The organism is Paenibacillus sp. FW126-R14 (assembly GCF_058789495.1).
Window position 1 is genome coordinate 1 of sequence record NZ_JBYTBS010000010.1, and the last position, 24,611, is coordinate 24,611.

General features: G+C 50.6%; 20 protein-coding genes and 1 rRNA gene. 7 read left to right on the forward strand and 14 right to left on the reverse strand.

What is annotated here, in order from left to right:
• The 7 genes from AC3WRW_RS09375 to AC3WRW_RS09405 form a co-directional block, all read right to left on the reverse strand.
• Nucleotides 1-77 (reverse strand): 16S ribosomal RNA (locus AC3WRW_RS09375); the annotation flags it as partial.
• A gap of 426 nt (nucleotides 78-503) precedes the next feature.
• Entirely contained in the window at nucleotides 504-2,525 is a 2,022-nt protein-coding gene (ligA, locus tag AC3WRW_RS09380; RefSeq protein ID WP_492546072.1) for an NAD-dependent DNA ligase LigA, read from the reverse strand.
• Nucleotides 2,526-2,578: 53 nt separating this feature from the next.
• Nucleotides 2,579-4,933 carry a DNA helicase PcrA gene (gene pcrA / locus AC3WRW_RS09385; RefSeq protein WP_492546073.1) on the reverse strand — a complete coding sequence of 785 codons (2,355 nt, stop codon included), beginning with the start codon at nucleotides 4,931-4,933 and terminating at the stop codon, nucleotides 2,579-2,581.
• Between the two features lie 4 nt (nucleotides 4,934-4,937).
• Nucleotides 4,938-5,639, reverse strand: coding sequence for a heptaprenylglyceryl phosphate synthase (pcrB, locus tag AC3WRW_RS09390; RefSeq protein WP_492546074.1), 702 nt, complete (start codon nucleotides 5,637-5,639; stop codon nucleotides 4,938-4,940).
• A gap of 182 nt (nucleotides 5,640-5,821) precedes the next feature.
• Nucleotides 5,822-6,286 (reverse strand): hypothetical protein, encoded by a 465-nt coding sequence (locus tag AC3WRW_RS09395; RefSeq protein WP_492546075.1) that lies wholly within the window; start codon nucleotides 6,284-6,286, stop codon nucleotides 5,822-5,824.
• Between the two features lie 145 nt (nucleotides 6,287-6,431).
• The gene (locus tag AC3WRW_RS09400) at nucleotides 6,432-7,223 is read right to left on the reverse strand and encodes a spore coat protein (protein WP_492546076.1); all 792 of its coding nucleotides are present in this window, start codon (nucleotides 7,221-7,223) and stop codon (nucleotides 6,432-6,434) included.
• A 26-nt stretch (nucleotides 7,224-7,249) separates the two neighbouring features.
• Complete coding sequence (locus AC3WRW_RS09405) at nucleotides 7,250-7,474, reverse strand: hypothetical protein (protein WP_171683285.1); 225 nt, start codon at nucleotides 7,472-7,474, stop codon at nucleotides 7,250-7,252.
• Between the two features lie 425 nt (nucleotides 7,475-7,899).
• On the opposite strand from AC3WRW_RS09405, the gene AC3WRW_RS09410 reads away from it, so the two are divergent.
• Nucleotides 7,900-8,055, forward strand: a complete 156-nt coding sequence (locus tag AC3WRW_RS09410) for a hypothetical protein (protein ID WP_492546077.1) — start codon at nucleotides 7,900-7,902, stop codon at nucleotides 8,053-8,055.
• A gap of 43 nt (nucleotides 8,056-8,098) precedes the next feature.
• On the opposite strand, the gene AC3WRW_RS09415 is transcribed toward AC3WRW_RS09410, so the two are convergent.
• From AC3WRW_RS09415 to AC3WRW_RS09435, 5 genes are all read right to left on the reverse strand, one after another.
• On the reverse strand, nucleotides 8,099-9,031 hold the full coding sequence (locus tag AC3WRW_RS09415) for a DUF4340 domain-containing protein (RefSeq protein WP_492546078.1): 933 nt from the start codon (nucleotides 9,029-9,031) through the stop codon (nucleotides 8,099-8,101).
• Nucleotides 9,028-10,416: a GldG family protein gene (locus AC3WRW_RS09420; RefSeq protein WP_492546079.1), complete on the reverse strand. Its 1,389-nt coding sequence runs from the start codon at nucleotides 10,414-10,416 to the stop codon at nucleotides 9,028-9,030. The genes AC3WRW_RS09415 and AC3WRW_RS09420 overlap by 4 nt, the downstream gene beginning before the upstream one ends.
• 5 nt (nucleotides 10,417-10,421) lie before the next feature.
• Nucleotides 10,422-11,138, reverse strand: a complete 717-nt coding sequence (locus tag AC3WRW_RS09425; RefSeq protein WP_492546080.1) for an ABC transporter permease subunit — start codon at nucleotides 11,136-11,138, stop codon at nucleotides 10,422-10,424.
• Nucleotides 11,131-12,177: an ABC transporter ATP-binding protein gene (locus tag AC3WRW_RS09430; protein ID WP_492546081.1), complete on the reverse strand. Its 1,047-nt coding sequence runs from the start codon at nucleotides 12,175-12,177 to the stop codon at nucleotides 11,131-11,133. Before AC3WRW_RS09430 ends, AC3WRW_RS09425 begins: the two co-directional genes overlap by 8 nt.
• Nucleotides 12,178-12,836: 659 nt before the next feature.
• Entirely contained in the window at nucleotides 12,837-15,380 is a 2,544-nt protein-coding gene (locus AC3WRW_RS09435) for a U32 family peptidase (RefSeq protein ID WP_492546082.1), read from the reverse strand.
• A 248-nt stretch (nucleotides 15,381-15,628) separates the two neighbouring features.
• Between AC3WRW_RS09435 and AC3WRW_RS09440 the strand changes: the two genes are divergently transcribed.
• The 6 genes from AC3WRW_RS09440 (at nucleotide 15,629) to AC3WRW_RS09465 (ending at nucleotide 23,698) form a co-directional block, all read left to right on the forward strand.
• Nucleotides 15,629-18,859 (forward strand): FG-GAP repeat domain-containing protein, encoded by a 3,231-nt coding sequence (locus tag AC3WRW_RS09440; RefSeq protein WP_492546083.1) that lies wholly within the window; start codon nucleotides 15,629-15,631, stop codon nucleotides 18,857-18,859.
• Nucleotides 18,860-18,916: 57 nt separating this feature from the next.
• The gene (locus AC3WRW_RS09445) at nucleotides 18,917-19,174 is read left to right on the forward strand and encodes an acyl carrier protein (RefSeq protein ID WP_145668275.1); all 258 of its coding nucleotides are present in this window, start codon (nucleotides 18,917-18,919) and stop codon (nucleotides 19,172-19,174) included.
• Between the two features lie 6 nt (nucleotides 19,175-19,180).
• Nucleotides 19,181-20,380, forward strand: a complete 1,200-nt coding sequence (locus tag AC3WRW_RS09450; RefSeq protein ID WP_492546084.1) for a class-II aminoacyl-tRNA synthetase family protein — start codon at nucleotides 19,181-19,183, stop codon at nucleotides 20,378-20,380.
• 104 nt (nucleotides 20,381-20,484) lie between these two features.
• Nucleotides 20,485-21,399 carry a hypothetical protein gene (locus tag AC3WRW_RS09455; protein ID WP_492546085.1) on the forward strand — a complete coding sequence of 305 codons (915 nt, stop codon included), beginning with the start codon at nucleotides 20,485-20,487 and terminating at the stop codon, nucleotides 21,397-21,399.
• Between the two features lie 93 nt (nucleotides 21,400-21,492).
• Complete coding sequence (locus AC3WRW_RS09460; RefSeq protein ID WP_492546086.1) at nucleotides 21,493-22,647, forward strand: MBOAT family O-acyltransferase; 1,155 nt, start codon at nucleotides 21,493-21,495, stop codon at nucleotides 22,645-22,647.
• 82 nt (nucleotides 22,648-22,729) lie between these two features.
• Nucleotides 22,730-23,698, forward strand: a complete 969-nt coding sequence (locus AC3WRW_RS09465; protein WP_127453265.1) for a sugar phosphate isomerase/epimerase family protein — start codon at nucleotides 22,730-22,732, stop codon at nucleotides 23,696-23,698.
• 110 nt (nucleotides 23,699-23,808) lie between these two features.
• Here AC3WRW_RS09465 and AC3WRW_RS09470 read toward each other — a convergent pair whose 3' ends face one another.
• A complete protein-coding gene (locus AC3WRW_RS09470; RefSeq protein WP_492546087.1) occupies nucleotides 23,809-24,012 on the reverse strand; it encodes a hypothetical protein in 204 nt (67 codons plus the stop codon).
• Between the two features lie 294 nt (nucleotides 24,013-24,306).
• Nucleotides 24,307-24,468, reverse strand: a complete 162-nt coding sequence (locus AC3WRW_RS09475; RefSeq protein ID WP_492546088.1) for a hypothetical protein — start codon at nucleotides 24,466-24,468, stop codon at nucleotides 24,307-24,309.
• Between the last annotated feature and the right edge of the window lie 143 nt (nucleotides 24,469-24,611).

Genomic DNA, 24,611 nt, shown 5'->3' on the forward strand with positions numbered 1-24,611 from the left:
GGATGAATCCGCTCGACTTGCATGTATTAGGCACGCCGCCAGCGTTCGTCCTGAGCCAGGATCAAACTCTCCATAAAAGAAAATCTGACTTGCTCATTTGACTTGCTAGCGAGATTTTGCAATCTCATTTAAAGTCGCTTACGCGACTGATTTTGCTGATGTACTTCATCCATTTGTTCAGTTTTCAAAGAGCTTTATTGCGTTACCGTTTAAAGCGTTAATGCATCGCTCTTGCGGTGACAAGAACATATACTATCAGGTTTTAAAATGAATTGCAAGCATCTTTTCAAAAAAACTTTCTTACAGCTTGAGAAGCCCCGTATTTACGGCATTTCGGGCCAATATTTCTTTAGTTTACCCACATCGGCTAATCTTACTCAAAGCCATTTTATACAGCCGTGAGTTAGAAAAAAGGACACTATTGGACATTTGAAACGCCAATAGGTCCTTCATATAAGCCACACCGGTATAATTACTGGCATGGCGCATTCTTCTTTTCCAAATTAACCTTCGCCAAGCAGCTGCAAAAGCTCCTGTTCATCTTCAATAATCCGAATGCCAAGCTCTTGCGCTTTGGTCAGCTTGCTGCCTGCGCTTTCCCCTGCAATGACGATGTCCGTTTTCTTGGAAACACTGCCGGTTATTTTCGCCCCTAGCGCTTCAAGCTTCTTGGCGCACTCGTCCCGCCCCATCGTAGACAGCGTCCCCGTCAGCACGACGGTTTTGCCAAAAAACGGACTGTCCGGACTGGCCAGAACAGCCGCAGGCTCCTCAGCGATCGGGTTGACGCCGGCAGCCAACATGCGTTCAATGCTGGACACCATCACAGGGTCACGGAAGAACGTATAGATGCTATCCGCAACAATGCCGCCTACATCCGGGAGCGTGATAAGCTCCTCCGGCGTTGCCGCCATAATTTTGGCTAGGCTGCGGTAATGGTCGGCCAACACTTTGGTCGTCGTCTTGCCGGAGTTGGGAATCCCAAGCGCATACAGGAACGACGCGAGATCGCGGGTCTTGCTTTTCTCCAGAGCGCCCAACAAGTTGCGGGCTTTCTTCTCCCCGAAGCGGTCAAGCTTCACGAGATCGTCGAATTGCAGCGTATAAAGATCCGCAGGATCCTTGACGCCAAGCTCTTGATGCAGCTGCGAGGCCGTCATTTCGCTGAAAAATTCAATGTCCATCGCATCGCGCGAAGCAAAATGAGACATGCGCCCAACGAGCTGCGGCGAGCAGGCGAGGCGGTTCAAACAGAACAGATGCGCACCGCGCATCTCTAGCTCGCTACCGCAGGAAGGGCATTGCGTAGGCGCGACAATTTCCCCGCCGTCATTCTCCTCGGTTACTTTACCGAGAATTTCAGGAATGACGTCATTGGAGCGCCGGATGTAGACGAGGCTGCCCAAGGCGTGCTTGAGGTTTTTGCGTTCGATGTCGCCGATATTGTTCAGCGTACAGTTCTGTACGGTGACGCCAGCGAGATCCACGGCTTCTACGCGGGCTAGCGGCGTTATCTTGCCGGTGCGTCCCACTTCCCAGGATACGCTTTGCAGAATCGTAGTCGCTTCTTCAGCCTCAAACTTATACGCAATCGCCCAGCGCGGGAATTTCTCGGTATAGCCAAGGACTTCGCGCGTCCGCATGTCCGTAATCTTCACGACACTTCCGTCAATGAGGAAATCGAAACTTGACCGCTCTTCCGCGATCCGCTCCAGCTCTGAGCTGACTTCTTCGATCGTATTGAAATACCGTGTACGGTTGCTGATTTTGAAATGGTTGTCCCGCAGAAACTGAACCATATCCGCATGGTTGTCGAATTGTATATGGTCAGAATAGCCTATGTTATAGAAGAAAGCGTTCAGCTTGCGCTCTGCGGTTATTTTGGGATTCAGGTTGCGCAGAGCTCCCGCTGCCGCATTTCGAGCGTTCTTGAGCGGTTCTACGGCCGTCTGGTTGTACGCTTCAAGGACAGACAGGAACATCATGCCTTCACCCTGCACTTCAATCGTCCCTTGATCGTACGGGATTTCAAGCGGAATGGATTTAATCGTCTTAATCTGCGCTAAAATACCCTCTCCCACCGTACCGTTACCGCGTGTGGAGGCTTGCGTAAGCTGTCCGCTTTCATAGGTAAGGTTGAGAGTAAGTCCGTCAAACTTTAATTCCACGACATAGGTAGGGTCTGGCAGAGGAGTTTCCGGGTTTTTGCCGTTGTAGTCTGCAATCAGCTTAAGTACGCGCGTGTGCCAGGTTTGCAGATCTTCGGCATTTTGCGCTTTGTCCAAGCTCCACAGACGGGCTAGATGACGGTGCGGGTCGAAGCCCTTCAGGATCTCGCCGCCGACACGCTGGGTCGGGGAAGAAGGCAGGATCGTCCCTGTCTCCTTCTCCAGCGCTGCTAATCTATCATATAAAGCATCCCACTCGGCATCCGAAATTGTTGGCTGATCGAGCGTATAATAATTGTGGTTGTGCTTGTTAATTTCTTGGATGAGGGTTTTCATTGCCGCGATGGCATCTGTCATTACGGACTCTTCCTCTCTAATGGGTAATAGGTAATCCAAAGATGAGCGTGCCCTTATACTTTGGTAATCGGGGCGAACTTAGCGAGCAGGCGCTTAAGTCCATTAGGCGCCGGAAAAGCAATCTGCAGCTCGGTGTCGTCGCCCGAGCCTTTCACGGACACGACGGTGCCGACGCCCCACTTGCCATGCGACACCTTGTCGCCGGCTTTGTAGTCCGCCACCGCGCCGCCTGCGGCAGGCTGCGGAGCCCGGAACGCAAGCGGCTTCGCAGCCGCTGCAGGGCCCGGCGCTGCCGCGCCAGCACTTGGCCGTCCGAAGGAGGACGGCGTGCCCCAAGCTGACGAGCCGGTGGAACCACGGCTCGCCGAGGAGGCGGCGGCGCTGCCGCCTCCGCTGCTTCCCCACGAGCTGGTGCGGCCAGCTCGGGAGAAGCCTCCGCCGATGGAGCCTCCCATCGAGACCTTCTCCAGGAGTTCCGGCGGAATCTCCTGCAGGAATCGCGATGGCGCGTTAGCGGCGGTGCGGCCGAAGAGCGTGCGCATGCGCGCGCACGTGAGGAACAGCTCTTCCTCGGCGCGCGTGATGCCGACATAGGCCAAACGGCGCTCCTCTTCGAGCTCTTCGTTATCCGCAAAAGCCCTGCTGTGCGGGAAGACGCCTTCCTCCATCCCGATGATGAACACAACCGGGAACTCCAAACCTTTGGCGCTGTGCATCGTCATTAGAACGACAGCGTCTTGTTCTTCCTCTGGTTTGTCTTTATCCAAAGAATCGATATCGGCAATCAGCGCCAAATCGGTCAAGAACGAGATCAGGGATTTGTCCTCGTTGCGTTTCTCAAAGTCCATGGTCACGGACAGGAACTCTTCAATATTTTCGAGACGAGCTTTGGATTCAATCGTATTCTCCCGCTGCATCTCCACACGGTATTGAGATAATTCCAGCACCTTCTCGGTAAGCTCTGTTACAGATAAGTATTCGACCATCCGGTTCAGATTATCGATCATTTCACGGAAATCCGCTAATGCGTGCTTAGCTTTTGCATTAATCTCCAGAACGTCAATTTCCTCCAACATGGCAAATAACGAAATACCGCGGCGTCCCGCCATATCCGCGACTTTATCCATCGTAGTATCGCCGATGCCCCGCTTCGGTACGTTAACGATCCGATTCAAGCTGATATCATCGTTCGGATTGGAGATGAGACGCAAGTAAGCCAAAATATCTTTGATCTCTTTACGATCATAGAACTTCACGCCGCCAACAATCGTATACGGAATATCGGACTTAATAAGAATCTCCTCTATTACCCGTGATTGCGCATTCGTCCGGTAGAGAATGGCATGATCGGCGAACTTCTTGCCTTTGGACTTGTTTTTGTTGATTTCGCCTGTAATGAAGTAACCTTCTTCGTGCTCGGAGTCCGCTTGAAACAACTTAATGCCTGCGCCGCCCTCTTTGTCGGTCCACAAATTTTTGGGCTTACGGCCCGTATTGTTGGCGATGACTTTATTAGCCGCGTTCAAAATATTCGAGGTGGAGCGATAATTTTGCTCCAAGAGAATAGAAGTGGCGTCCGGATAATCTTTTTCAAAATTAAGGATATTCGTAATGTCCGCACCGCGCCAGCGGTAGATGGACTGATCGCTGTCCCCTACGACGCAGATGCGCTTATGTTTGGCAGCAATCATTTGACACAGCATATACTGCGCCCTATTCGTATCTTGATACTCATCGACATGAATATATTGAAATTTGTTTTGGTAGTAATCCAGAACTTCTGGTACTTCTTTAAACAAATGTATGGTAGCCATAATCAGGTCATCGAAATCCAAGGAGTTGTTGCTTCTCAGCTTTTTTTGGTAGAGCGTATAAACTTTCGAGGTCAGTCCGTCGAAGTAGTCGCCGATTTTATCTTCAAATTGTTTAGGAGAAATAAGTTCGTTTTTGGCTGTAGAGATTGCCGCTTGAAACGTCTTAGGTTCGTACTTCTTCGTATCGATGTTGAGTTCCTTGCAGCAGGTTTTGATCACGGAGAGCTGGTCGCCTGAATCCAGAATCGTAAAATTCGAGGTGAAACCGATTCGCGAAATATCTCTGCGCAGCATACGCACACACATCGAGTGAAACGTGGAAACCCAGATATCATTCCCGCTCCCGCCAACCAGTTTGCCTACACGCTCCTGCATCTCACGTGCTGCTTTATTCGTAAAGGTTAACGCCAGAATGCTCCATGGCGCCGCTTTGCGGGTGCCGATCAAGTAAGCAATCCGATGCGTGAGCACGCGCGTCTTCCCGCTTCCCGCTCCAGCCATAATCAAAAGTGGACCGTCAACCGCTTCAACCGCTTTGCGCTGCTGGGGATTCAACCTTTTAATCGCATCTAAGATATTGACTGTCTCGTTCATTAAGTTACCTTCCTGTTCTATCAAAATTCACGTTCACTGTCTGAAGCGCCTGTTTCAAATCACTATAGATAATGTTGCCCACGACGATGGTATCTGCGACTTCCGCCGCTTGCTGCGCTTTGGCCAAACTGTCGATGCCGCCCCCATAAAATAAACGGGCATTCTCCAGCACTTGCCGCGTCCGCCGGACCAGCTCCATATCCCCGAAGACCCCGCTGTATTCCAAATATACAATCGGCATATGAAATAACTTGTCCGCCATGCGCGCATAAGCCGCAACATCTTTGGCCTCCAAGTTCGTTCGAGCTTGCGTCAGTTTGGCAGCCGCAGCCTCGCCATTAAGAATCACGTAGCCTTCGGCTACAATTTCATCCCAGTTCAGCAGCGAGCCATACTCCTTCAACGCTTCATGATGATGTCCGACAATCCAATTCGGATCTTCCGCATTCAACACCACCGGTATGAAAAAGAGATCGAATCCAGGCACGATAGCCTCTTGATTGGAAATTTCCAGTACACAAGGCAATTCATACTGACGAATCCGGGCCATAAGATCCACGGTGTTATCGAATGTTACGCCTGTTGAACCTCCGACCATAATCGCATCCGTTCCCGATTGGCAAATAAGGTCCAACGCCTCATCGGATATGTCCCGATCCGGGTCCAGCTTAAAAACATGTTTCCACTTCCGTATATCGACGATCAATTGTTGTTTCCCTCCGATTAGGCGGCAATACTGCCATACTATCAACAGTCTATGCTACGCGTTCGGGTGTGTCAAATGACAAAAGACGGGCAATTTGCCCGTCTTTTCAAAGAATATGCGTGCAGCGTGTGCTGATCTTCACCCGAGCTTGTTTTCCGCCCGAATACGCACAAATGTTCTTGTTATTTCACTTCAATATTAAGAATTTTCTCGACATTGAGGTTTTTGTGGTCATTTTGCTGAAGCTCAAGACGAATCTCATGCTTGCCGGCAGCCAAGTTGTTTAGCGTTAACGGCCCTGTTTTGCCGATCATAGCCTTCTGCTTGCCATCCACGTACAGATGCAGATGTCCTTGGCCCTGCACATTCGCCTTATCCATACTCTCGTCGGATAATTGGAAATTCGTTGTCTGGTACGTAATCGTGACGTTTCTGCCGTCTACTTTAGAAACTTGTGCGTCAATGGCCGGTTTAGCGCCTGAAGCCACTGTTTTCACACCGCTTTCCGCCTTCCCGCCTGCCACTGTCGTCGCTACTTGGGGACCTGCTCCGGTAGTACTAATGACTTCATCTTTAGAACCGCAGGCTGTGGTCACTGCCCCAAGTAATATTAAAGCAGCTGCGCCGTAAATCCACGTTTTTTTCATCCGCGTTTGCACCCTTTTCCCATAAGTTTGGACATCCTTGTTCCTTATATATGTGTGACAAGCCGGTTCCATACCATGATTATGAGAAAAGTTGGACAAAAACGCCCGAAGCTCAGCGCTGCGGACGTCTTTATGAGGGAAAGTACTAGAAGCTGTACTTGCTGCCCTCTGTCATATTGGAGGATTGGCGGGAAGCGATGTTTGAATTGGCCGATTTGCCCGCGATGCCGGCATTGTCAGAGGTGCCATAACCGGTTGATGCCGTATAGCCTTGCGAGTAGCCATGGCCGGTTTGTCCGTAGCCTTGATGGTCTTGCTGCTGCCCTTGCATACTGTTGAAGGCTTGGTGTTGATTGGCTGCTGCGTATCCCTGCCCCTGATTATTATAGATGGCATTCGGATATTGCGACATTGTAATCATCGGTTGGACAGGCGCCTGGTGTAAGGCCGCAATCATGTTCTGCTGCTGACTTTGCTGTTGGGGCTGGGGTTGATGGGTCTGCTGCTGCGTTTGCTGGGAAATCGTCTCCTGCTGATAGCTCGCAGAAGGGGACATGGTCCTATTGTGCTGAACAAATGACTGCAGTTGGGCGGCTGACTGGCTCATCTTCTGCAGCTCCTGTTGAACCTGCTGCTGGGGCGCAGCCTGAACTTCATAATAACCGAGCTTTTGAATTTCATGAAATACAGCCGCCTGGTCTTGAAGTGTCTTTTGGAGCAACGTTTGGAAAGTCTGTCTGATCTGCGGATTGACCGCTTCGGTTACCGCTGTCGTGTATTCGCCCGCACTGCGCTTGAGTTCGGAAAGAACGAAGTTCGCGAAATCCTGCTCTTGCATGTGAACTTGTTGTTGATGCTGTTGTTGTTGGCCTTGTTGTTGGCCTTGTTGCTGCTGGCCTTGTTGTTGGTATGAATTTTGTTGATTTTGTTGATACATGCTCTTGCACCTCCTTTATATACGTTTTAGTGGGTCATGCCTGATTGCTGCTGAAGCGTGTTAATGAGGATACTGGCACTATGGAGACGCTCCTGAGAAAGCTGAGACAACGTTTGTGCAAGCGATGGACTTTCACAGTTAACCGCTCCTTGTACGCAAAGCTTTGCTAATAAATCCTCGTTTTTCAGCGCATCCGCTAGGTACGAGAGTTCTTTACCTGTGATGGTGTGGTTCCCTTGATTGTTGTACATGTGAATGTTACCCTCCTTTCCATTCCTTGCTTGTAGGTTTCCCAAAATATTCCGCTTTATGTGAGACTGGTAAAAAAAACCTTTTAGTCGGCGGTGTCGCACGTCCCAGGTTGCACTTTATACAACAATATCACTGCAAATGGGAGCAAACTGCTTCCCTCATTGCATTTATTACAACCATTTAAGAAGGTTTCTCTCTTAACTGAGGCAATACCGTCCAATACGTTGTATTTCATACAACGAGCGGAGGGCACTGTGGTAAAATGCGATGATTTCATTGCACATAATACAACGTAACTGCTGTGTGGAGAATGCGGGGATATAGGTAGGTAGAGCAGGTGGAGCAGGTAGAGCAGTTAGCGTAGGTGGAGTAGGTGTCTGCCGGTGGTGGAGCTACTGGCTGCAAGGGAAGAGGCTATCGGTAGTTGCTGACAGGAAAAGAGCTGCTGCCTACGGCGCTTCTGGCTGGGCGAACTGGTGCTATCGCTGCGTTAAGAGGCCCCGTTGGACGAGATCCAACGAAAACACCCTCGCAAGGCTTAAATTCCGTGTTTCATTGGATGAACTCCAAACATACATAAAAAGGCCCCGCCACAGCACATAACTGCAGAGGGGCCTTATCATCTATGAGGCGGGCTGCGCCGGTTTGCCGGCATATGCATCCGCTAATTTCTGAATATCTGCAACCGGAAGCTGGTAGGACCACTCCCCGCCCTGCTTAGCCAGCCACACTTGGTCTTGGCTAATCTTGCCCTCGTAGACCTCGGTAACGTCTTTGCCATCCACGGACAACCCAAGCTCGACTTTGAACTCGCCGCCTGACGTTGGCTTCTGAGCCAGCGGCTGCGGCAGCTCCGTGCTGTGAAGGAAGACCAGCTCATCCAGCAGAGGACTCGCATCCGCGCCTTTCAGCTCCTTATCGCCAAGCTTCCAGGCAGCTTCAGCTGCAACTTTGTCCTTGTCGGTTTTGGCAAGCGTCCAGGTCTGGCCTTTCCACGTGACATTCACGGTCTGAACCTTATCGTTCTCGATTTTGAACGGGCTCGTTTGGGCAAAATCGACCGGAGTCTTGTTCAGCGAAGACAACGTCTGATCGCTGACTTGATACACAGCCGGAGCTCCTTCCACCTGAACGTAGGAGAAACCTTCAATCGGAAGGGCCGTTCCAACCTGAATACCCTTTTTGGAGCCGTCCTTCAGCGTAACTTCATAGGTGCCAACAGGCTTATCCAAGCCGTAATTGGCCAAATTGTCCGTTTTCTCCTCCACCACCTTGGTGAAAGTAACCAAACCCATCGCATCCAACCACGAATCCACTTGATTCGAATTCAGCGGCGCTGCAGCCGGTTTTTTCATTTCCCAGCCACTGTCTGTGCGGCTTAGATCAATTTGCTGCTCTTCGGTTTTCAACGAAAGAGACTGTACGTCTTCCTGTTTGAGCGTGAGAAGGGTTTTCGGTTCTTCTTTTTTCTCTTGAAAGAAGTCTTTGCTCGAAGCGTACCAGAAACCGCCGATACAAATAACCACTAACAGAATCGTAGGAATAAACCGTTTCATCCTCTTCTCCTCCTCCACCAGATTAAGCCGCCGATGATTAAGAACAAGAGAGGTAAGAACACGATCGTGACGAAGAAAATCGTATTCGCCTGGCTAGGCGTAATCATCGCTTGCTGGAACGCGTCCCCTTGACGAGGGCGGATCGTAATTTGATCCTTCTGCTCCTGCAGCCAGCCAATACTGTTCATGGCAAAATCTTTGTTGCCTTGGTTCTGAATATCTTGATCCAATACGAATGTCGAACCGCCCAGAATAACGGCCTTAGGCTTGTTATCTTTGTTCGAAATCGCATATCCCAAATTCAGCGGGCCTTTGACATCCGTTGCATCCTGTTTCGTTTTGGACTGCGCCAGCAAGTTGATATCCGTTTCGCCATAAGCTTTATCCGTCGTCTTCAAGAGCAGGGATTGCGTGTAATCCGGCGCACTCTGATCGGCATTCAAGCTAACCGCCAGCGAAAGCATCGTAACGAGATTATTGCTGGAAAGCTTGTTCGTAATGTCATGAGGACCATAGTCCGGAATGATCGTTAACGGATCATACAGCGAAGTTTGTTTCGGTTCGATCGCAATCGCATGCTGGTCCTGAATACCGTAAGTTTTCATGATCGCATCGATATTTTTCCACTTGGTCGCCATTTCCTTATTAAAGCCCAGCGCCAGATAGATTTTGCCTTTATCCTTCAAATAAGCCTGAATCAGCTCTGCTTCTTTGTCGTTCAGGTCATTTTGCGGCCCAAGCATCATGAGCATCTGCGCATCGTCCGGTATTTTGCCTTCAACGTACAGATTGAGATCCTTCACCGTGTAGTTTGCGGCCTCCAGGCTGCTTTTGAGAATCGTCATCGCATTAAGCGGATACTCCTGATGACCGGAAAGCAGATAGACCGTATGCTTCTCCGTGGACGTTAAACTGGTAATTGCTTGGGTGAACTTCTCTTCCCCTGAAAAGGTATAGGATCCGTCCTGTTGACCGACGAACAGCTCGTAAAAATTCACGTTCTGTTTCTTGCTGCCCATTTCAAAAACGAGCGTACCGCCTTGATCAACGCCATATTGCTTAGCCATAGACGGCTGTTTCAGCATATCGTATTCGTCATACGTAATTTTGCCGGTTTGCTTCTTGTATTCCTGAACCATATCCGTGACTTGGCGTGTCACAAATTCATTGTTGTCCCCACTGTTGGTGAAGGCAATGACATGTATGTCTTGATTCAAGTTTTTGAGCGTTGTTATTGTCTGTTCCGATAGCGTGAAGTTTTTGTTTTTCGTCAAATCGACCTGAAAGCCTTTCAGCGAGTGAAGGAAAATGGTCAGAATGATGAAAATACCGATCACCGCGATGGATAAAACTGTCGCATTCGTTCCCCGTATCCACTTGTTCATCCCGCTCACCTCCAACGCTTTCTTTCAAGGACTTGTATGCTTAGAACGAGAAACACAGCTGTAATTGTGACATAGAAAAGGATGTCGCCGCCATGCAGAACGCCTTTTTGCAGGTTCGACAAATGGCTCGTCAAAGAGAACTGACCGACGTAATCCTTCAATTTGCCCGTCATGCTGGAGCTGACCCAATCAAGCAGCCACAGCAGCAGCAAAATGACAAAACCGGTAATGCCCGCAACCATCTGGTTGTTGGAAAGGCTTGACGCGAATAAGCCGATGGCCATCATCGCACAGCCTAATAAGAACATGCTCAGATAAGACAGCCATAGCACTGGTTTATCCATCTCACCGAAGGTGGACATAATGAGCGGATAAATCAGGGAAATCGCCACAAGCCCTACCTGCACGATAAAAGCGGACAAGTATTTGCCCATCACGATTTCTCCAATGCCTGCAGGCGACGTGAGCAGAAGCTCATCCGTGCCTTGACGGAACTCATCGGCGATCAGACGCATCGTCAATAATGGGATAATGAACAGATAGACAAACGAGGTATTGCCCACAACGGAACGCGCATCAATAATCGGCGGCTGACCGGCGACAAAGTTGATGTAAAAGAAGAAGCTCGACAGCAGCACATAGAAAGCGAAGGCTACATAAGCAACCGGCGAAAAGAAATACATCTGCAGCTCTTTCGAACAGATCGCCCAGATTTTACGCATCGGTGTCTACCTCCTCTTCCGCTTTGCCGCTCTCTTCCGCAGGCTCGTCCGTCGTCAGCTTGAGGAAAATATCCTCTAAGCTGAGGCTTTCCCGCTTCATTTCCAGAATCGGATAGCCTGCGCCAGCCAGACGGAAGAACAGATCCTCCCGGATATCGGAACGATCCGTGGACGTAACCAGCAGCTTCACAGACTCCGCTTTAGGCAATTCCACCGCCGTATCCGCTTCCGCCTCAGCGGCCGCTTCCAATGCCGGAGCTCCAGCCGAAGCATCCAGCTCCTTGACCGACGCAACCGTTCCGAGGCTGCGCAGCTCGGTCAAGATCCGCTCGCGAGGTCCCTTGACCTCGAGCGACACCTCAAACGTCTCGCCCATCGTGCGGCCGAGATTTTCAGGACGCTCGTCGAGCACGACGCGGCCTTGGTTAATAATGAGAACGCGGTTACAAATCGCGTTAATTTCAGGCAAAATGTGCGTGCTAAGCAGCACTGTGTGATTTTCGCCAAGCTCATGAATCAGCTGGCGGATTTCAATGATCTGCTTCGGATCGAGGCCTGACGTAGGCTCGTCCAGAATGAGCAGATCCGGTTGGTGCAGAATCGCCTGCGCGAGGCCTAAGCGCTGCTTGTAGCCCTTGGAAAGCGAGCGTATGATTTGCTTCTCGCGGCCTTGCAAACCGAGCTTGTCGATCGCTTCGCCAACGCGCAGCTTTTGCTCCCGTGCCGGCACATCGCGAAGGTTCGCGATAAAGCGCAGGTACGATTGCACCGTCATCTCCGGATAGAGCGGCGGTGTTTCCGGCAAGTAGCCGATTTTGCGGCGCGCTTTCTTCGGGTTGTCCGCCATGGAGTGGCCATCCACCAAGATTTGGCCGTGCGTCGGATTCAAGTAACCCGTGATCATGCGCATTGTCGTTGTTTTGCCAGCACCGTTAGGCCCCAAGAAGCCGACGATTTCGCCACGCTGCATCGAGAAGTCGATGTTATGTACGCCGCGATCATTTTCGTACAGCTTGCTGACCTGTTTGACCTCAAGCATCCAAGATCCCCCATTCATTCTTTCGTTCATACTAATCATCATCACTATACCCGTGGAACAATAAACCAACCTTAAGCAAATCTGAAAAATACATTAAAAAATTGTGTCCAAGTTGTGAACGTAATAGGTTGTTTAGACCCTTATTTTAGTCTAAACCAGCAAAAGTTAAGTTAAACACGGAGAATGAAATACTTCTGCGGCGGGCGAGCACGTTAGAGCGGAGCGACATAGCGGGGTGGGTTGGGTGAGCGCATTAGGACGGAACGGCTTGGCGGCGGGCGAGCGCGTTAGGGCGGAGCGGCTTGGCGACGGGCGGGCGCGTTAGGACGGAGCGGCATGGAGTGGGTTGGCCAGCGCAGCGAGGCTTAAGCTTAAGTCTGCCGCCTGGCCGACTCTGAGGAACTACGGTCCGCTATTCTTGCGGTAAGCGGGGCTTGCGCAGTTTATGGGGAACTACAGGGCTTTATTTCTCCGAATTGGGCGGAACTTTGGCCCAGAAGGGGGAAATAACGGATCATAGTTCCCCCTCCTACCACAACAGGACGATTTTCGCAGAAATAGCGTCCTATAGTTCCCCTAACACAACGCGGGAGGCAGGCGGGTTGAATAAAAAAAACAGACCATAAACGGCAAGCGTCTATGATCTATGATTCGACAATTTATTTCACCAATTGACCGCGGGTAACGCCCAACTGATTCGTAGCTTTCAGGGAACGCCACACTTGCGTACCGCTGATTTCTCCGTTAATCGCACGGCGGTACAAGCCCAGAATCTCATGCACCTTGTCAGGGGATTCTTCCAGGAACTCCACGCGGAAGGAACGAATGCCCAGATCCATGAAATGGTTCAAATATTCCGCACCCGATTGATCGACGGCATTGTAAACCGTATTGCGGCAGCCTTCATCCACGCGCACGGGATGCGACATGCCGACGCGATCCTGCAAAGACACGTGATGGTCTTCGCAAGGACGGCCGCAGTTCGTAAAGTCCGTGCCTTCGCTCAAGAACGTACAGTATACGCAGTGCTCCGTGTGGAACATCGGCATATGCTGATGAATGACAACTTCCAGCTTGGAAGTTTCAGCGCGGCGAAGCAGATCGACCATCTGTTGAATGTTCAAATCGTAAGAAGGCGTAACCTTCGACAAACCTGCTTCCAAGAACAAGGAGGCTGTTTTGTGATTGGCTACATTCAAGGAAAAATCGCCGATAAGCTGCGGCCTAGGCCCATTCGGATGCTCCAGCTGATGCTTCAGGAAGAAGTAGGCTGCGCCTGTATTCCGAATGAGCACGGCATCGGGGTTAAGCTTTAGAATATTGTTAAAATAGCCCGTTTCCCCCGGCATATGAATTCTCGGCGTCGCCAAGGCAATTTTGCGCCCTGCCGCATGCACCGCTTCAACAGCCGCCGGGAACTGCTTAATAAATTCGAAGTCTGCGTAAATCAACTGAACGTCGTCCGTTTCGAGCACAGCCTTCACCTGATCCAGGTTGCGGCAAAGCGCCGTAAGGTGCACGCCGCTGCGATCCGCCAAAGACAGCGCAGGCGCTTGCCCAGCAGCTTGACGCTCAGCAACAGGCTGCGGCACATCGTCATAGACGCCTATCTCGCGCTTCATGTACGCACGCGGCTTCTGCCGCTCGTCTTCCATGAGCTCTACCGCGCTGCGGCGCATAGCGTTAAGCTCGCGCATCGGCACGATCAGCTCGCCGTTCAACTGCACATCGAGCTCGCTAAGCGCATAAATCGTGCCGCCAAGGCGACCGAACTGCTCCGTGAAGAGCTGCTCGTCCATCGGTCTTTTCTCCGCGCGCACAAGCGGAAGCTCGGATTGGACGAAAACGGTGTGACCGCCCTGCACATCGGTCCACCAGCTTTTCAGCGGCTCGCCTTCTGTGCCGGTAATCTTGATGCTGACCGGGAATGTCCGGTAAGGCTTATCCGTCTCGAACGTCTGGCGCAGACGTTTGTCCAAGTGCGGATCGTTCGTTTTCCAGATCCGGTCTCCAACGTGCAGGCGGCTAAGGTCCACATCGTTGCGTCCCGCAATGATTTCGATGATGCCGCCCTCGGCTTCGCCTTCGATTTTCTCGCCTTTGCGGCGCAAATCGTAGATACGGCCGCCTTCTTCCTTCTTCGTCGGATCTCCGGCATCGAAAACGATCCCGTCCCCGCGCTTAATCGGCGCCTCAAGCTCACAAACGACACCGTCGCGCAGAATCTGCTTCACGCGGCCCACAAATACCCCGCGGCTCTTCGGAAACGTACCGTCGACGAGCTGTTTATTGTTGGTTCCGTTCAAGAAACCAACCGTGAAGCCGCGCGAGAAGCTTTGCTGCAGCTCGCGAACTTCCTCTTTCGACGGACGAGCGTCCACGCCATCGAAATATCGGTCAATCGCGCTGCGGTACTTGCTCACGACGTTAGCCACGTATTCAGGGGTTTTCAGACGCCCTTCAATTTTAAAAGAGCACACGCCTGCTTCGATCAATTCAGGCACGATTTCAATGGCTGCCAAATCTTTCGGCGACAATAAATACGCCACGTCGCCCATCGGCTTTTGCACGCCATCGATCATCAAATCATACGGCAAGCGGCAGGCCTGCGCACATTCCCCGCGATTGGCGGAGCGGCCGCCCCACATTTCGGATGTCAAACATTGGCCCGAGTAGGACACGCAAAGCGCGCCGTGTACGAACACTTCCATCGGAAGCTTGGCTTGGTCTCCGATTTGTTTAATTTGTTTTAAATTATTTTCGCGTCCCAATACGACCCGTTCGATATCGAAGGGCTTCGTAAATTCAACCGCCTCAGGCGATGTAATCGTCATCTGCGTAGAACCGTGAATCGGGAAATCGGGAGAGATTTCACGAATCATTTTCACAAGACCAAGATCTTGTACGATCACCGCGTCAACACCCGCATCCACACAAGCCTCAATAAGCTGCTTGGCTTCGCTCAACTCTTCTTCAAATACTAGAATATTAAAGGTCAGAAAGCCCTTAACCCCATATAGATGAAGGAACGACATAATATCCGGCAGCTCAGCCATCGTGAAATTGTGCGCGCGCGCTCTGGCATTAAATTTCTCCACACCAAAAAATACGGCATCCGCCCCATTGGCAACAGCCGCTCTCAAACAATCCCAATCCCCCGCAGGGGCCAACAATTCTATATCTTCTCTGCGTATCGTACGCATGGCAGCAAATCCTTTCAATAATAGATCCTCGGGTAACCCTCAAAGTCTTCTCTTTAGTGTAACAGAAACGATAGGTAGGAAGCTAGGGCGTGAGCAATTCCAAACCCAGCCAATATCCGACAACCTCTGCGCGATTGGAAAACCTTACCTAGCCGCCTCCCGGCCCTTTAAAAGTTAACAAACTTACCCATGAATGCTATAATGTCAAGGATAGTGACCTTTTTAGCAATTGAGGGATCCTTTTGATTTTGTCGAAAATACGCATTTTAAAAATGGTTATCGGATTAGGCCTCGGTTTCCTGTTGGTCGTGGGCCTGCTTCTATTTTTACCAAAAACAGAGGAAACCAAGCTCCTCTACGCAACAAGCGGAGATTCTTACGACACGGCGGCTTATGGAAACTTTGAGCAAACCTTGCAGGCAGGCATTTCCATCGATAAACAAAAGCTGGCGGCTCTATCCGCTAGAAAGCTGAGCGCTTACGATGCGATTTATTTGGATCCTGCTCTTGCTCAAGATGCCGCATGGACGGAACAAACGGCGAAGCTCACAAGCTATGTGAAGCAAGGCGGACATTTGCTGGCCGAAAATGGGTTTGCTGCCCGCTTGCCGCTCGATTTCCTTGGTGCTGCAGAGCTCGTTGACTTGCAGAAGGTGCCGCTTACAAGTGTTGGCGCACCGCAATTGGCCGCGGATATGCAAAGCCTCAGCTTTCCCAAAGTATCTATGAATCTGCAAGGCTTGCAGACCACCTTTCAATTGTTTACCGAAAGTTATCTCAAGCATCACACGATGGAAGACCTTCCAGGCTTTCATATGGGATATGGCTTTATCCCGTCCACCGGACAGACCCTTGTGGCGATGAACGTATCCGGCAAGCCTGTCTCGCTGGCTATGCACAATCGTGTGGGGAAGGGCAGCGTGCTGATTTCCAGCAATTTTTTGCCTAACCGCTATTTTCCAACCGGATACGATATGCAGAGCGGCGCTGACCCAGGCTTAGGCTTCGCTCAGCTGGCTGCCAAATATCAAGCCGCAGGCAAATCGACGCCGGGGACGACTTACTTCAATAAAAGAGCATTGCCGCTCCATCCTTACTTTAACTTTGATTTCGCAGCGGCCAACATGCAGTATCGCAGCGAGCTGCTCTCCTATGTAGCGAAAGAAACGCTGGGTTACAGCGTGCGCAAAATCCTTGGCCCTTACGGCAGACCCGCCATGGCCTTTCAGAATCACTTCGAGGCGATGCCGGCCATCCAGCAAAAAGACGGCATTGCCTGGGCGGAGGAGCTCAAAAAGTATAACGAGATCCCCTCGTTCACCCTCGTACGCAATGCCTTCTATTGGGGGCAATGGCGCGAGAGCTTGACGGTGCAGCTCAACACCGGAACGAACGCGCAGCCGAAGTTCGTCGGGGAGCTGCCTGGCTCCGGCTACGCGAGCGGGCTGCACGTGATGTCTGCCGGCAAGCCGCTGCGGCAGGCGCTGTTCCCGCAATATCGCGATCTGTCGAGCGCGATTGAACTTCCTTACCGCGCGTATCCGGCCGCCGCGGATTTAAACGGCGACGGCCGCACCGACTTGCTGGCCGGCAGCGCGGACGGATTCGTGTACGTCTACACGAATCAAGGAGCCGATCCGGCGGCATACGCAAGCGAGCCGCCGCCTGAGGGCTTGGCGCTGCCGGACACGTTCGGCGCGCCTGAGAAGCTGCTGCTGGAGTCCGGCGTGCCGCTCCAGCTCGGCCCTTACAGTACCGTTCACGCCGCAGACGTGAACGGAGACGGCCGCCCGGACCTCATCGTCGGAGACGAGTCCGGGGCCGTGTATGTGCTGCCGCAGCTCGCAAGCGGCAGGTTCGGGAAGCCCGCGGCGGTTCACGTGGGCGGGAAAGCGCTGCAGCTGCCCGGAGGGCCTGCAGCGCCGCTCGTCGCCGATATGACCGGCGACGGCAAGCTTGACCTCGTCCTGGGCGGAGCCGACGGACGAGTGTGGCTCTTCAAGGGCCGCAGCGCAGCGGCCCTTGACTTAGACGCAGGCAGCGTGATCTTGACGCTGCCGCGCAGCGCCGCGTATGCTGCGCCCGCCGCACGCGACATGAACGGCGACGGCCGACTCGATCTTGTGGTCGGCAGCAGCGACGGGGACCTGCAGGTGTATCTGCAAAGCGCCGATGGCACTTGGACGAATGCGGGTCCCCTGGAAGGCTCAACGTTAAACCAAGTCGGCAATCACGCATTGGTGGCCGGACATAACTCCGTTCCGCTTTGGTTGGATCTCAATCACGACGGCAAAGACGATCTCGTCGTCGGCGGCATCGAATTCGGGTCCCCCGTAGCCATTGACGATCCGCAGTTTCCTTATCAAGCCGAGCTGAAGGAGTTCATCCAATATGCTCGCGATAACCATTTGGACTTAGATCCGCACGTGTTCGTGCATAATTTCAAGAACGCCGGGCAAGAACAAGCCGAGATTGCCTTGCATAAGCAAGCCTTCGCCAAGCTGGGTATCCCTTGGCTCCATCCCGGCACGAATCAGCACACATGGCGCGTGAATAACGAAGATCATCAGCAAACGCTGCGAAGCGAAGAGCAGAGCGGAATGTGGTATAACTTCGGCTTCCTGCCGTCGGAATCGCCGGTCATCTCCCGTCCGGAGTCGATATGGTCGCTGCCTTTCCTGCTGCAGGACAAGCAAGGCGGCACGGAGCGCACAATGCTGATTCATACGCCGACACCGGTGCTGCGAACAGGCGACTACGCCACGACGGATGTTTTTGAATCTATGGTAAAGCTGGATATGCCGATTGATTATTTCGAGCACATCGAGTACCATTTTCCCGTACCGTCCAAAGTGGCTGATTTAACCCAGTTCGCTGACTATTTTGACAAGCTTCGCACGAAGCATGATTATAATTTCATGACCGAGAAACAAATGGCCAAATCCTTTCTGAACGCAATGAAAAGCGAAGTTCGGATCAGCCAGTCATGGGCCTTCTATTTATGGGACAGGCTCAAAGATCGTTTAGCCGGCGGCAGCCCGCACTTCCATGCAACCTTGACGCCGAATGCGTCGGGAGTCCCCGGACTTGCCGATGAGTATGCCGGAACGCTCGGAGTTGTCGTCGAGAAAGGCGAGAAGCTGGCCTTATACTCCCTGCAAAGCGATTCAGATACGTACACAACGATCGACAACCGCTTCTATGTAGGACTGGCTAAGCCCACCGCCATCGGCATTGCACCGGCCAAAGAGCGGCTGCACATCGTGCGCGCTAATGTCCCTTTTGAATTGACAGGGCAAGGATCTGCCCGCCAATTGGTGCTGAAAGCAGCCGGCTTGCAGCAGGTAAAGCTGTACAGTCCTACGGAGCTTGAATTCACAGGCGATGCCAAGATCGATTATGATGCCGTGAACCATCTATACACCATTACCCGGTATGGGGATACAACAACGATATCGTTCACCAACAAAGCACAGTGACACTTTCTGTTCACTAGGCAGCATTATATTTCAATTAAAACCAGGAGGCTTTCCCACATGTCTAACGAAGACTTGCTAGCGCAGCTTGAACAGCATATTCGCGAGCGTTATGAAATTGCCGAGGACGATGACGATTTCGGCGTTGACGTTCATTTGTTCGATTATGGGTTTATCGATTCCATCGGCGCCACGGCGCTCATCGCCCACATTGAGAAGACGTATAACATCCAAGTAACGAACCAAGATCTCATGCTGTACTCCATGAATACGGTGAGCGAAATTGCCGATTTTATTTCCAAGAAGACTGCGAGGTAACCACTCATGATGACATGTAAAATTTCGCTCGCGGGCCTGGCCGAGAGCCAGCACGGACAAGTTAAGTACGCGTCCGCCTTCGCCGATGAGCACATTCACGATATCGCCCTGATCGACGGTCATATCGTGATTACGCACAACTCGCCAAATGGCAACGAGGGCATTACCGAACGGGTTAGCCGTCTGATCGAGCGTTTCTCCCACGGCGATTTCGGTTTTAAAGAAAATATTTTGTTCGAAAATAAAGTAGAAACTCCTTATGAAGGCGATATTATCGCTAAATTGGTGGAGCGCAAAGCGATTAAGATTTTGGAACCGGGCTTGTTTATTTTCCGCGAACCTTTTTCCAGCTTAATGCGTTTTCTGGACTACTCCTTCGTTACGAAGATTGCCAAGCGCTTCGAAGGCATGCAGGAAGAGCAGTATCCGGCCGTTATTCATAGCCACACGTTGAATAAAACGAACCATTTTACATCATTCCCGGAGCATATCCACTTCGTTACGCATTTGCGCGAGGATTTGGACGTGATTGAATCGTTCTCTCAATCCATTCGCAATGCCGGCGGTTGGAAGCAGGAGGATCCTTTAGCGCTTGATTCCAATCTGGTGAAGCCTAATTTCATGATGAATCCTTCTACTTGCTACCATTGCTATGAAGGCTTGGAAAATGAAACGCTTGAAGGCGAAGGAATCGTCGTCACAGCGATTGCCAAGTGCCACCGCTTCGAGTCCAAAAATCACAGCGACTTCGGCCGCTTGCTCGACTTCTCCATGCGCGAGATTATTTTCGTGGGCAAGCCTGATTTCGTCAAAGAAAACCGCTTAAAGTCGATCGAGTATTTGAAAGAATTAGCTGTAGAGTGGAATGTGGATTCCATGCTGGAGATTGCGAACGATCCGTTCTTCACGAACGATTTCCAAGTAAAAGCCTCCTTCCAGCGCAATCAAGAAATGAAATACGAGCTGCGCCTGACGATTCCACATGTGAAGAAATCGATTGCCTGCTCCTCGGTCAATTTCCACAGCAACACGTTCGGCAATGCATTTAATATTAAAATGGGCAAGCGCAACGCCGTTACCGGCTGTGTCGGCTTCGGCATCGAGCGCTGGGCGTTTGCATTCTTGGCGCAGTATGGCTTGGACGAGCAGCAATGGCCGGCCGCTTTCCGCGAGCAGTACCACGCTTGGCAGGAAAAGGCTCTGTAACATTTTATTCTATCAAAGTACCCTTATGGGCCCACATGCCGACCTTAACCCGAGTGAAGTCAGCTGTGGGCCTCCATCCTAATCAAAGATAATGAGTGATTCCGTTGAAAGCAGCCACTTTTCTTAAAAAGAATAGCTTCGTTCTCGGCCTGCTGCTGGCGATCGTCGTTTCCGACCTTCTCATCTCCTGGTGGAACCCGATGGTTAGCTCGCGCCGATTCTACAAAAACGACTTTACCAAAACACTCTACCACCACGGCTGGTCCCAATCGGGTCCGGTTTTCTTCGGTAATTCGGCCGTAACCGGCGCTTACATCGAAGAGAAGTCCGATACCCATTTGGTGGAAATGGGGCTTTCCTACGGAAAGCTGACGGATCTGAAAGGGATCCTTACCCACAACCTGTATCAGATCGACAGTGAGCTCGTCATCGGCATCGATGTGCACACCATGCTGGATCCGCTGGAAACGGACCCGACCTACCAATGGTTCAAGCCATGGTACCAGCCTTATGTGTACACGTACCGTGACTATTTCCGCGATTCCGGCGAAGAGTTCGCCCGTAATCTGAGCAAAGGAAGCCTCGCCTACGAGCCGCGCTGGATTGATAAAGAGCTCTATCCGGGCCGTAAAGACGATGCTTTCCTCCGGACGAAATGGGACGACTATGACAAGCGCTTCGGCGCTATGACATTGAAGGATTTTCAAGACAATCTGGACGCTTTGCAGTGGATTATTCGCTATGCCAAGGAGCATCAGCTGCCCCTGCGGGTGATCTGGATGCCGTGGAACAAAGGATATGAGGATCCGCCTTATATGGCTTCCTTGAAGGAAGCCGTGAACAACCAACTGAAGACGGCTGATGTGCCGGTGCTGGATTTAATGCATACGTACGATCCGAAGTACTTTCATGACCTTGTTCACTTGAACCGCGAAGAGGGCGCTCCGCTATTTACGAAGGAGGTTGACACATGGTTAAAATCCTTAGGAAAACCGTCGAAGTCCTCATCTATCTCGTAATGCTCTATTTGGTTTTCATTTATTTTACCGGCAAGGGCTTGTTTATTTACGAGAAATTCTAATCGAGCTTTCCAAGCGAGGAGTTCAAAGCTTATGTTTTATATGCACATGAACGCAATTATCGCTATGCTTGGCATGGTTGCCGTTCTGATGCTCACCCGCAAGTGGGCCGACAACAAACGCATTCTGATGATTATTTTCAGCCTCTGCTTTTTACTGCTGTACAGCCAGAAACTGCTAGTTTTCTATGGTGCTTTTACAGTGATTAATTACATTGGCTTTGTGTATTTATGCCGAACAACGGTGTGGAGGAAAGCGACTTTTATATTCGCTATTGCCGCTAACATCATCGGGGTATTTCTTGGTGTCCGGCTGTTCGTCATGGGCATTTTCCACAATCCGCTGTTCGATGCCGTCATTTATTTGGGTCTTATTTATAATGTTTTGAAAGTCATAGACGCCTACTATTTCGCTTATTTCTTTGGCAAAGAAGGCCAAGTGCCTGCCATTGATTATGCAAATTATCTGCTGTTCGTTCCGACCTTTACGTCAGGCCCGATTCTGAAGTTCCGCGATTTTATGGCCGATAGCAAAAAGCCATATACCGTAGACGCCGCTCTCTTCGAAGACAGTGTCAAACGAATCATTATGGGCTTGTTCAAGAAAATCGTTGTCGTCACCTGGATGACCAGCGTCTTCGACCAAGTGCTGAAACAGGACCTTCATACGCATCAGTCGTTGTTTCTGCTGATTTGGTTCTATGCGCTCATCTACTTCGATTTCTCCGGCTATTCGGATATGGCGATCGGCTTTGGGCGGTTGATGGGCTATACAATGCCTGAGAACTTCAAGCGTCCTCTCTTCTCGCCTTCGATGACACAGTTTTGGCGCAATTGGCACGCCACGCTGGGCGATTTTTTCCGTGATCACATCTTTATGTTCTTTTCACGTACAGCTCCGTCCCGTTGGGTTGCCTCCAGCTTATCCGTGCTCATCATGGTTTTGATTGGTCTTTGGCATGGCTTCACTTGGCTGTATTTCTTCTACGGTCTCTATCACGGGATTATTCTTGCCATTGAAAACATATTTAAAATTACGACGGTAAATAAAAAGAAAGTTTCCAAAACCTACTTCTACTTCCGCTGCTTTGTGACGCAAGCCTTGGTGACGTTCTCGGTTATTATTTACAGTTCCAATTATGAGACGGTTCTTCGGATTTACAAAGGCTTGCTTCATTTTGCAGGATGATAGTGGTATAATTTGTGTGGTTGTTTACCACTTATGGTTGTTTACCACTTATGGTTGTTTACCACTTATGGAGGTGTACCTAATGAAATTAGGCGTTTTTATGGTTCTGTTCGGTGGAAAACCTTTGGAGGAAGCTCTTGATTATGTCGCTTCTAAAGGCTTAGAAGCTGTTGAAATCGGTACCGGGGGATACCCTGGTAATGCGCATTGCAACCCTGTCGAGCTGCTTGCCGATGCTGGAAAATTGAAAGCTTTTAAACATGCGGTGGAATCCCGCGGTTTAACGATTAGTGCTCTGAGCGTACACGGAAACCCGCTGCACCCGCAAAAACAAATTGCTAAAGAATTTCATGATGCTATTATACAAACGATTGATCTTGCAGAACGCCTTGAAGTACCTGTCGTTAATACGTTCTCTGGCTGTCCTGGGGACCACGAGGATGCGAAATATCCGAACTGGCCTGTAGCTCCATGGCCGAATGACTTCCAAGAAATTTTGGACTGGCAGTGGGGAAATAAAGTCATTCCTTACTGGACGGAAACAGGCAAGTACGCTTCTGACCGCAATGTGAAAATCGGCTTGGAGCTGCACGGCGGATTCTCCGTACATACACCGGCTACCCTTCTCCGTTTGCGCGAAGCTGCAGGCGACGCCATCGGTGCCAACCTTGACCCGAGCCATATGTGGTGGCAAGGTATTGATCCTGTACAAGCCGTACAAATTCTGGGCCGCGCAGGAGCCATTCACCATTTCCATGCAAAAGACACTTCCATGGATGTTAACAATGTAAACCGTTACGGCGTTACGGACATGCAGTCTTATGCGAACATGCTTGACCGTGCATGGCAGTTCCGCTCCGTTGGCTACGGCCATGACATGAAAGTATGGGCTGACATCATCAGCGCTCTGCGTCTTGTCGGTTACGACTATGTCGTGAGCATTGAGCACGAAGATGGATTGATGTCCGTCGAAGAAGGCTTCTCCAAAGCCGTTCAAAATCTTCAACAAGTTCTCATCAAAGAACCGCTTGGTGAAATGTGGTGGGTATAAGCGCTTAGCCGCTTAGCCCTCCCAACCCATCAAAAAAGCCCGCAGGCACCGTTGATCTTCCGATCTTGGTCCTGTGGGCTTTTATCTTGTGAAGCTTAGTTAGCTCTGAATTACCAGCCTGTAATCATGACATAATCCATAATGCCGAATACGAGCAAGGAAACTCCCGCGAATCCTAGAGCGAACAAATTTCTTTTTGGAGAGATCAATTGTCTGATGAACGCAATGGCAATAATCACTGTGAAAATCAAAACGTAAATATCAAAGCTTGTATACGTGCTTGTTGATGCTGCTGCTTCTTCCGCGAATAACATGGTGAAACCCTCCTTCTAATAACTCGGTGCAAGGCACACGTCCTGCTATTTTAATTCTATGTTAGCTTGATTGGACACTAGATGCAAGTGATTAGGCGCATGTGTAACAAGTTTGTCACCTTTTGATTAGATTGACCATCTTCTGCGGAAAATATTACACCTTTAAGGTTAAAATCCCCTTCTTTTTATCTTTCATAAAACGCCTTCAAAAATGGACCGCCTAAACATCAAAGAACCCGACCATCCATAACGGATACTCGGGTATCATCTCTCTTCTATAGTGTGGAACATTTCCTATACCACTAATCCGAATACAGACATTGCACCTTTTTGCTCTTCGATCGGCGTATGTAAGGGATCTTTTTGCGCTAATTCTTTCTCCTGCCAGGCCAAAAAACGGAAGGGGTCGATTCCTAGAGCAGAAACAATCTCTTGTAACTCTAACGTCGGTTTCATAGCAAGCCTCCATAAAGTAAATAGATTTATACTGCTTATATCTCTCAACCTTGAATAGTTAGCTAGGATGATCTAGTTGCAATCACTATCTTAATTATAGGTCTATTCACTTATTTCTTGATAGAGGGTTAAATTGTCGAATC

Coding starts and splice junctions, on each gene's coding strand:
- ligA (WP_492546072.1), bottom strand. CDS start 2,525: ATGACAGATGCCATCGCGGCAATGAAAACCCTCATCCAAGAAATTAAC.
- pcrA (WP_492546073.1), bottom strand. CDS start 4,933: ATGAACGAGACAGTCAATATCTTAGATGCGATTAAAAGGTTGAATCCC.
- AC3WRW_RS09395 (WP_492546075.1), bottom strand. CDS start 6,286: ATGAAAAAAACGTGGATTTACGGCGCAGCTGCTTTAATATTACTTGGG.
- AC3WRW_RS09400 (WP_492546076.1), bottom strand. CDS start 7,223: ATGTATCAACAAAATCAACAAAATTCATACCAACAACAAGGCCAGCAG.
- AC3WRW_RS09405 (WP_171683285.1), bottom strand. CDS start 7,474: ATGTACAACAATCAAGGGAACCACACCATCACAGGTAAAGAACTCTCG.
- AC3WRW_RS09415 (WP_492546078.1), bottom strand. CDS start 9,031: ATGAAACGGTTTATTCCTACGATTCTGTTAGTGGTTATTTGTATCGGC.
- AC3WRW_RS09420 (WP_492546079.1), bottom strand. CDS start 10,416: ATGAACAAGTGGATACGGGGAACGAATGCGACAGTTTTATCCATCGCG.
- AC3WRW_RS09425 (WP_492546080.1), bottom strand. CDS start 11,138: ATGCGTAAAATCTGGGCGATCTGTTCGAAAGAGCTGCAGATGTATTTC.
- AC3WRW_RS09430 (WP_492546081.1), bottom strand. CDS start 12,177: ATGCTTGAGGTCAAACAGGTCAGCAAGCTGTACGAAAATGATCGCGGC.
- AC3WRW_RS09435 (WP_492546082.1), bottom strand. CDS start 15,380: ATGCGTACGATACGCAGAGAAGATATAGAATTGTTGGCCCCTGCGGGG.
- AC3WRW_RS09445 (WP_145668275.1), top strand. CDS start 18,917: ATGTCTAACGAAGACTTGCTAGCGCAGCTTGAACAGCATATTCGCGAG.
- AC3WRW_RS09450 (WP_492546084.1), top strand. CDS start 19,181: ATGATGACATGTAAAATTTCGCTCGCGGGCCTGGCCGAGAGCCAGCAC.
- AC3WRW_RS09460 (WP_492546086.1), top strand. CDS start 21,493: ATGTTTTATATGCACATGAACGCAATTATCGCTATGCTTGGCATGGTT.
- AC3WRW_RS09465 (WP_127453265.1), top strand. CDS start 22,730: ATGAAATTAGGCGTTTTTATGGTTCTGTTCGGTGGAAAACCTTTGGAG.
- AC3WRW_RS09470 (WP_492546087.1), bottom strand. CDS start 24,012: ATGTTATTCGCGGAAGAAGCAGCAGCATCAACAAGCACGTATACAAGC.
- AC3WRW_RS09475 (WP_492546088.1), bottom strand. CDS start 24,468: ATGAAACCGACGTTAGAGTTACAAGAGATTGTTTCTGCTCTAGGAATC.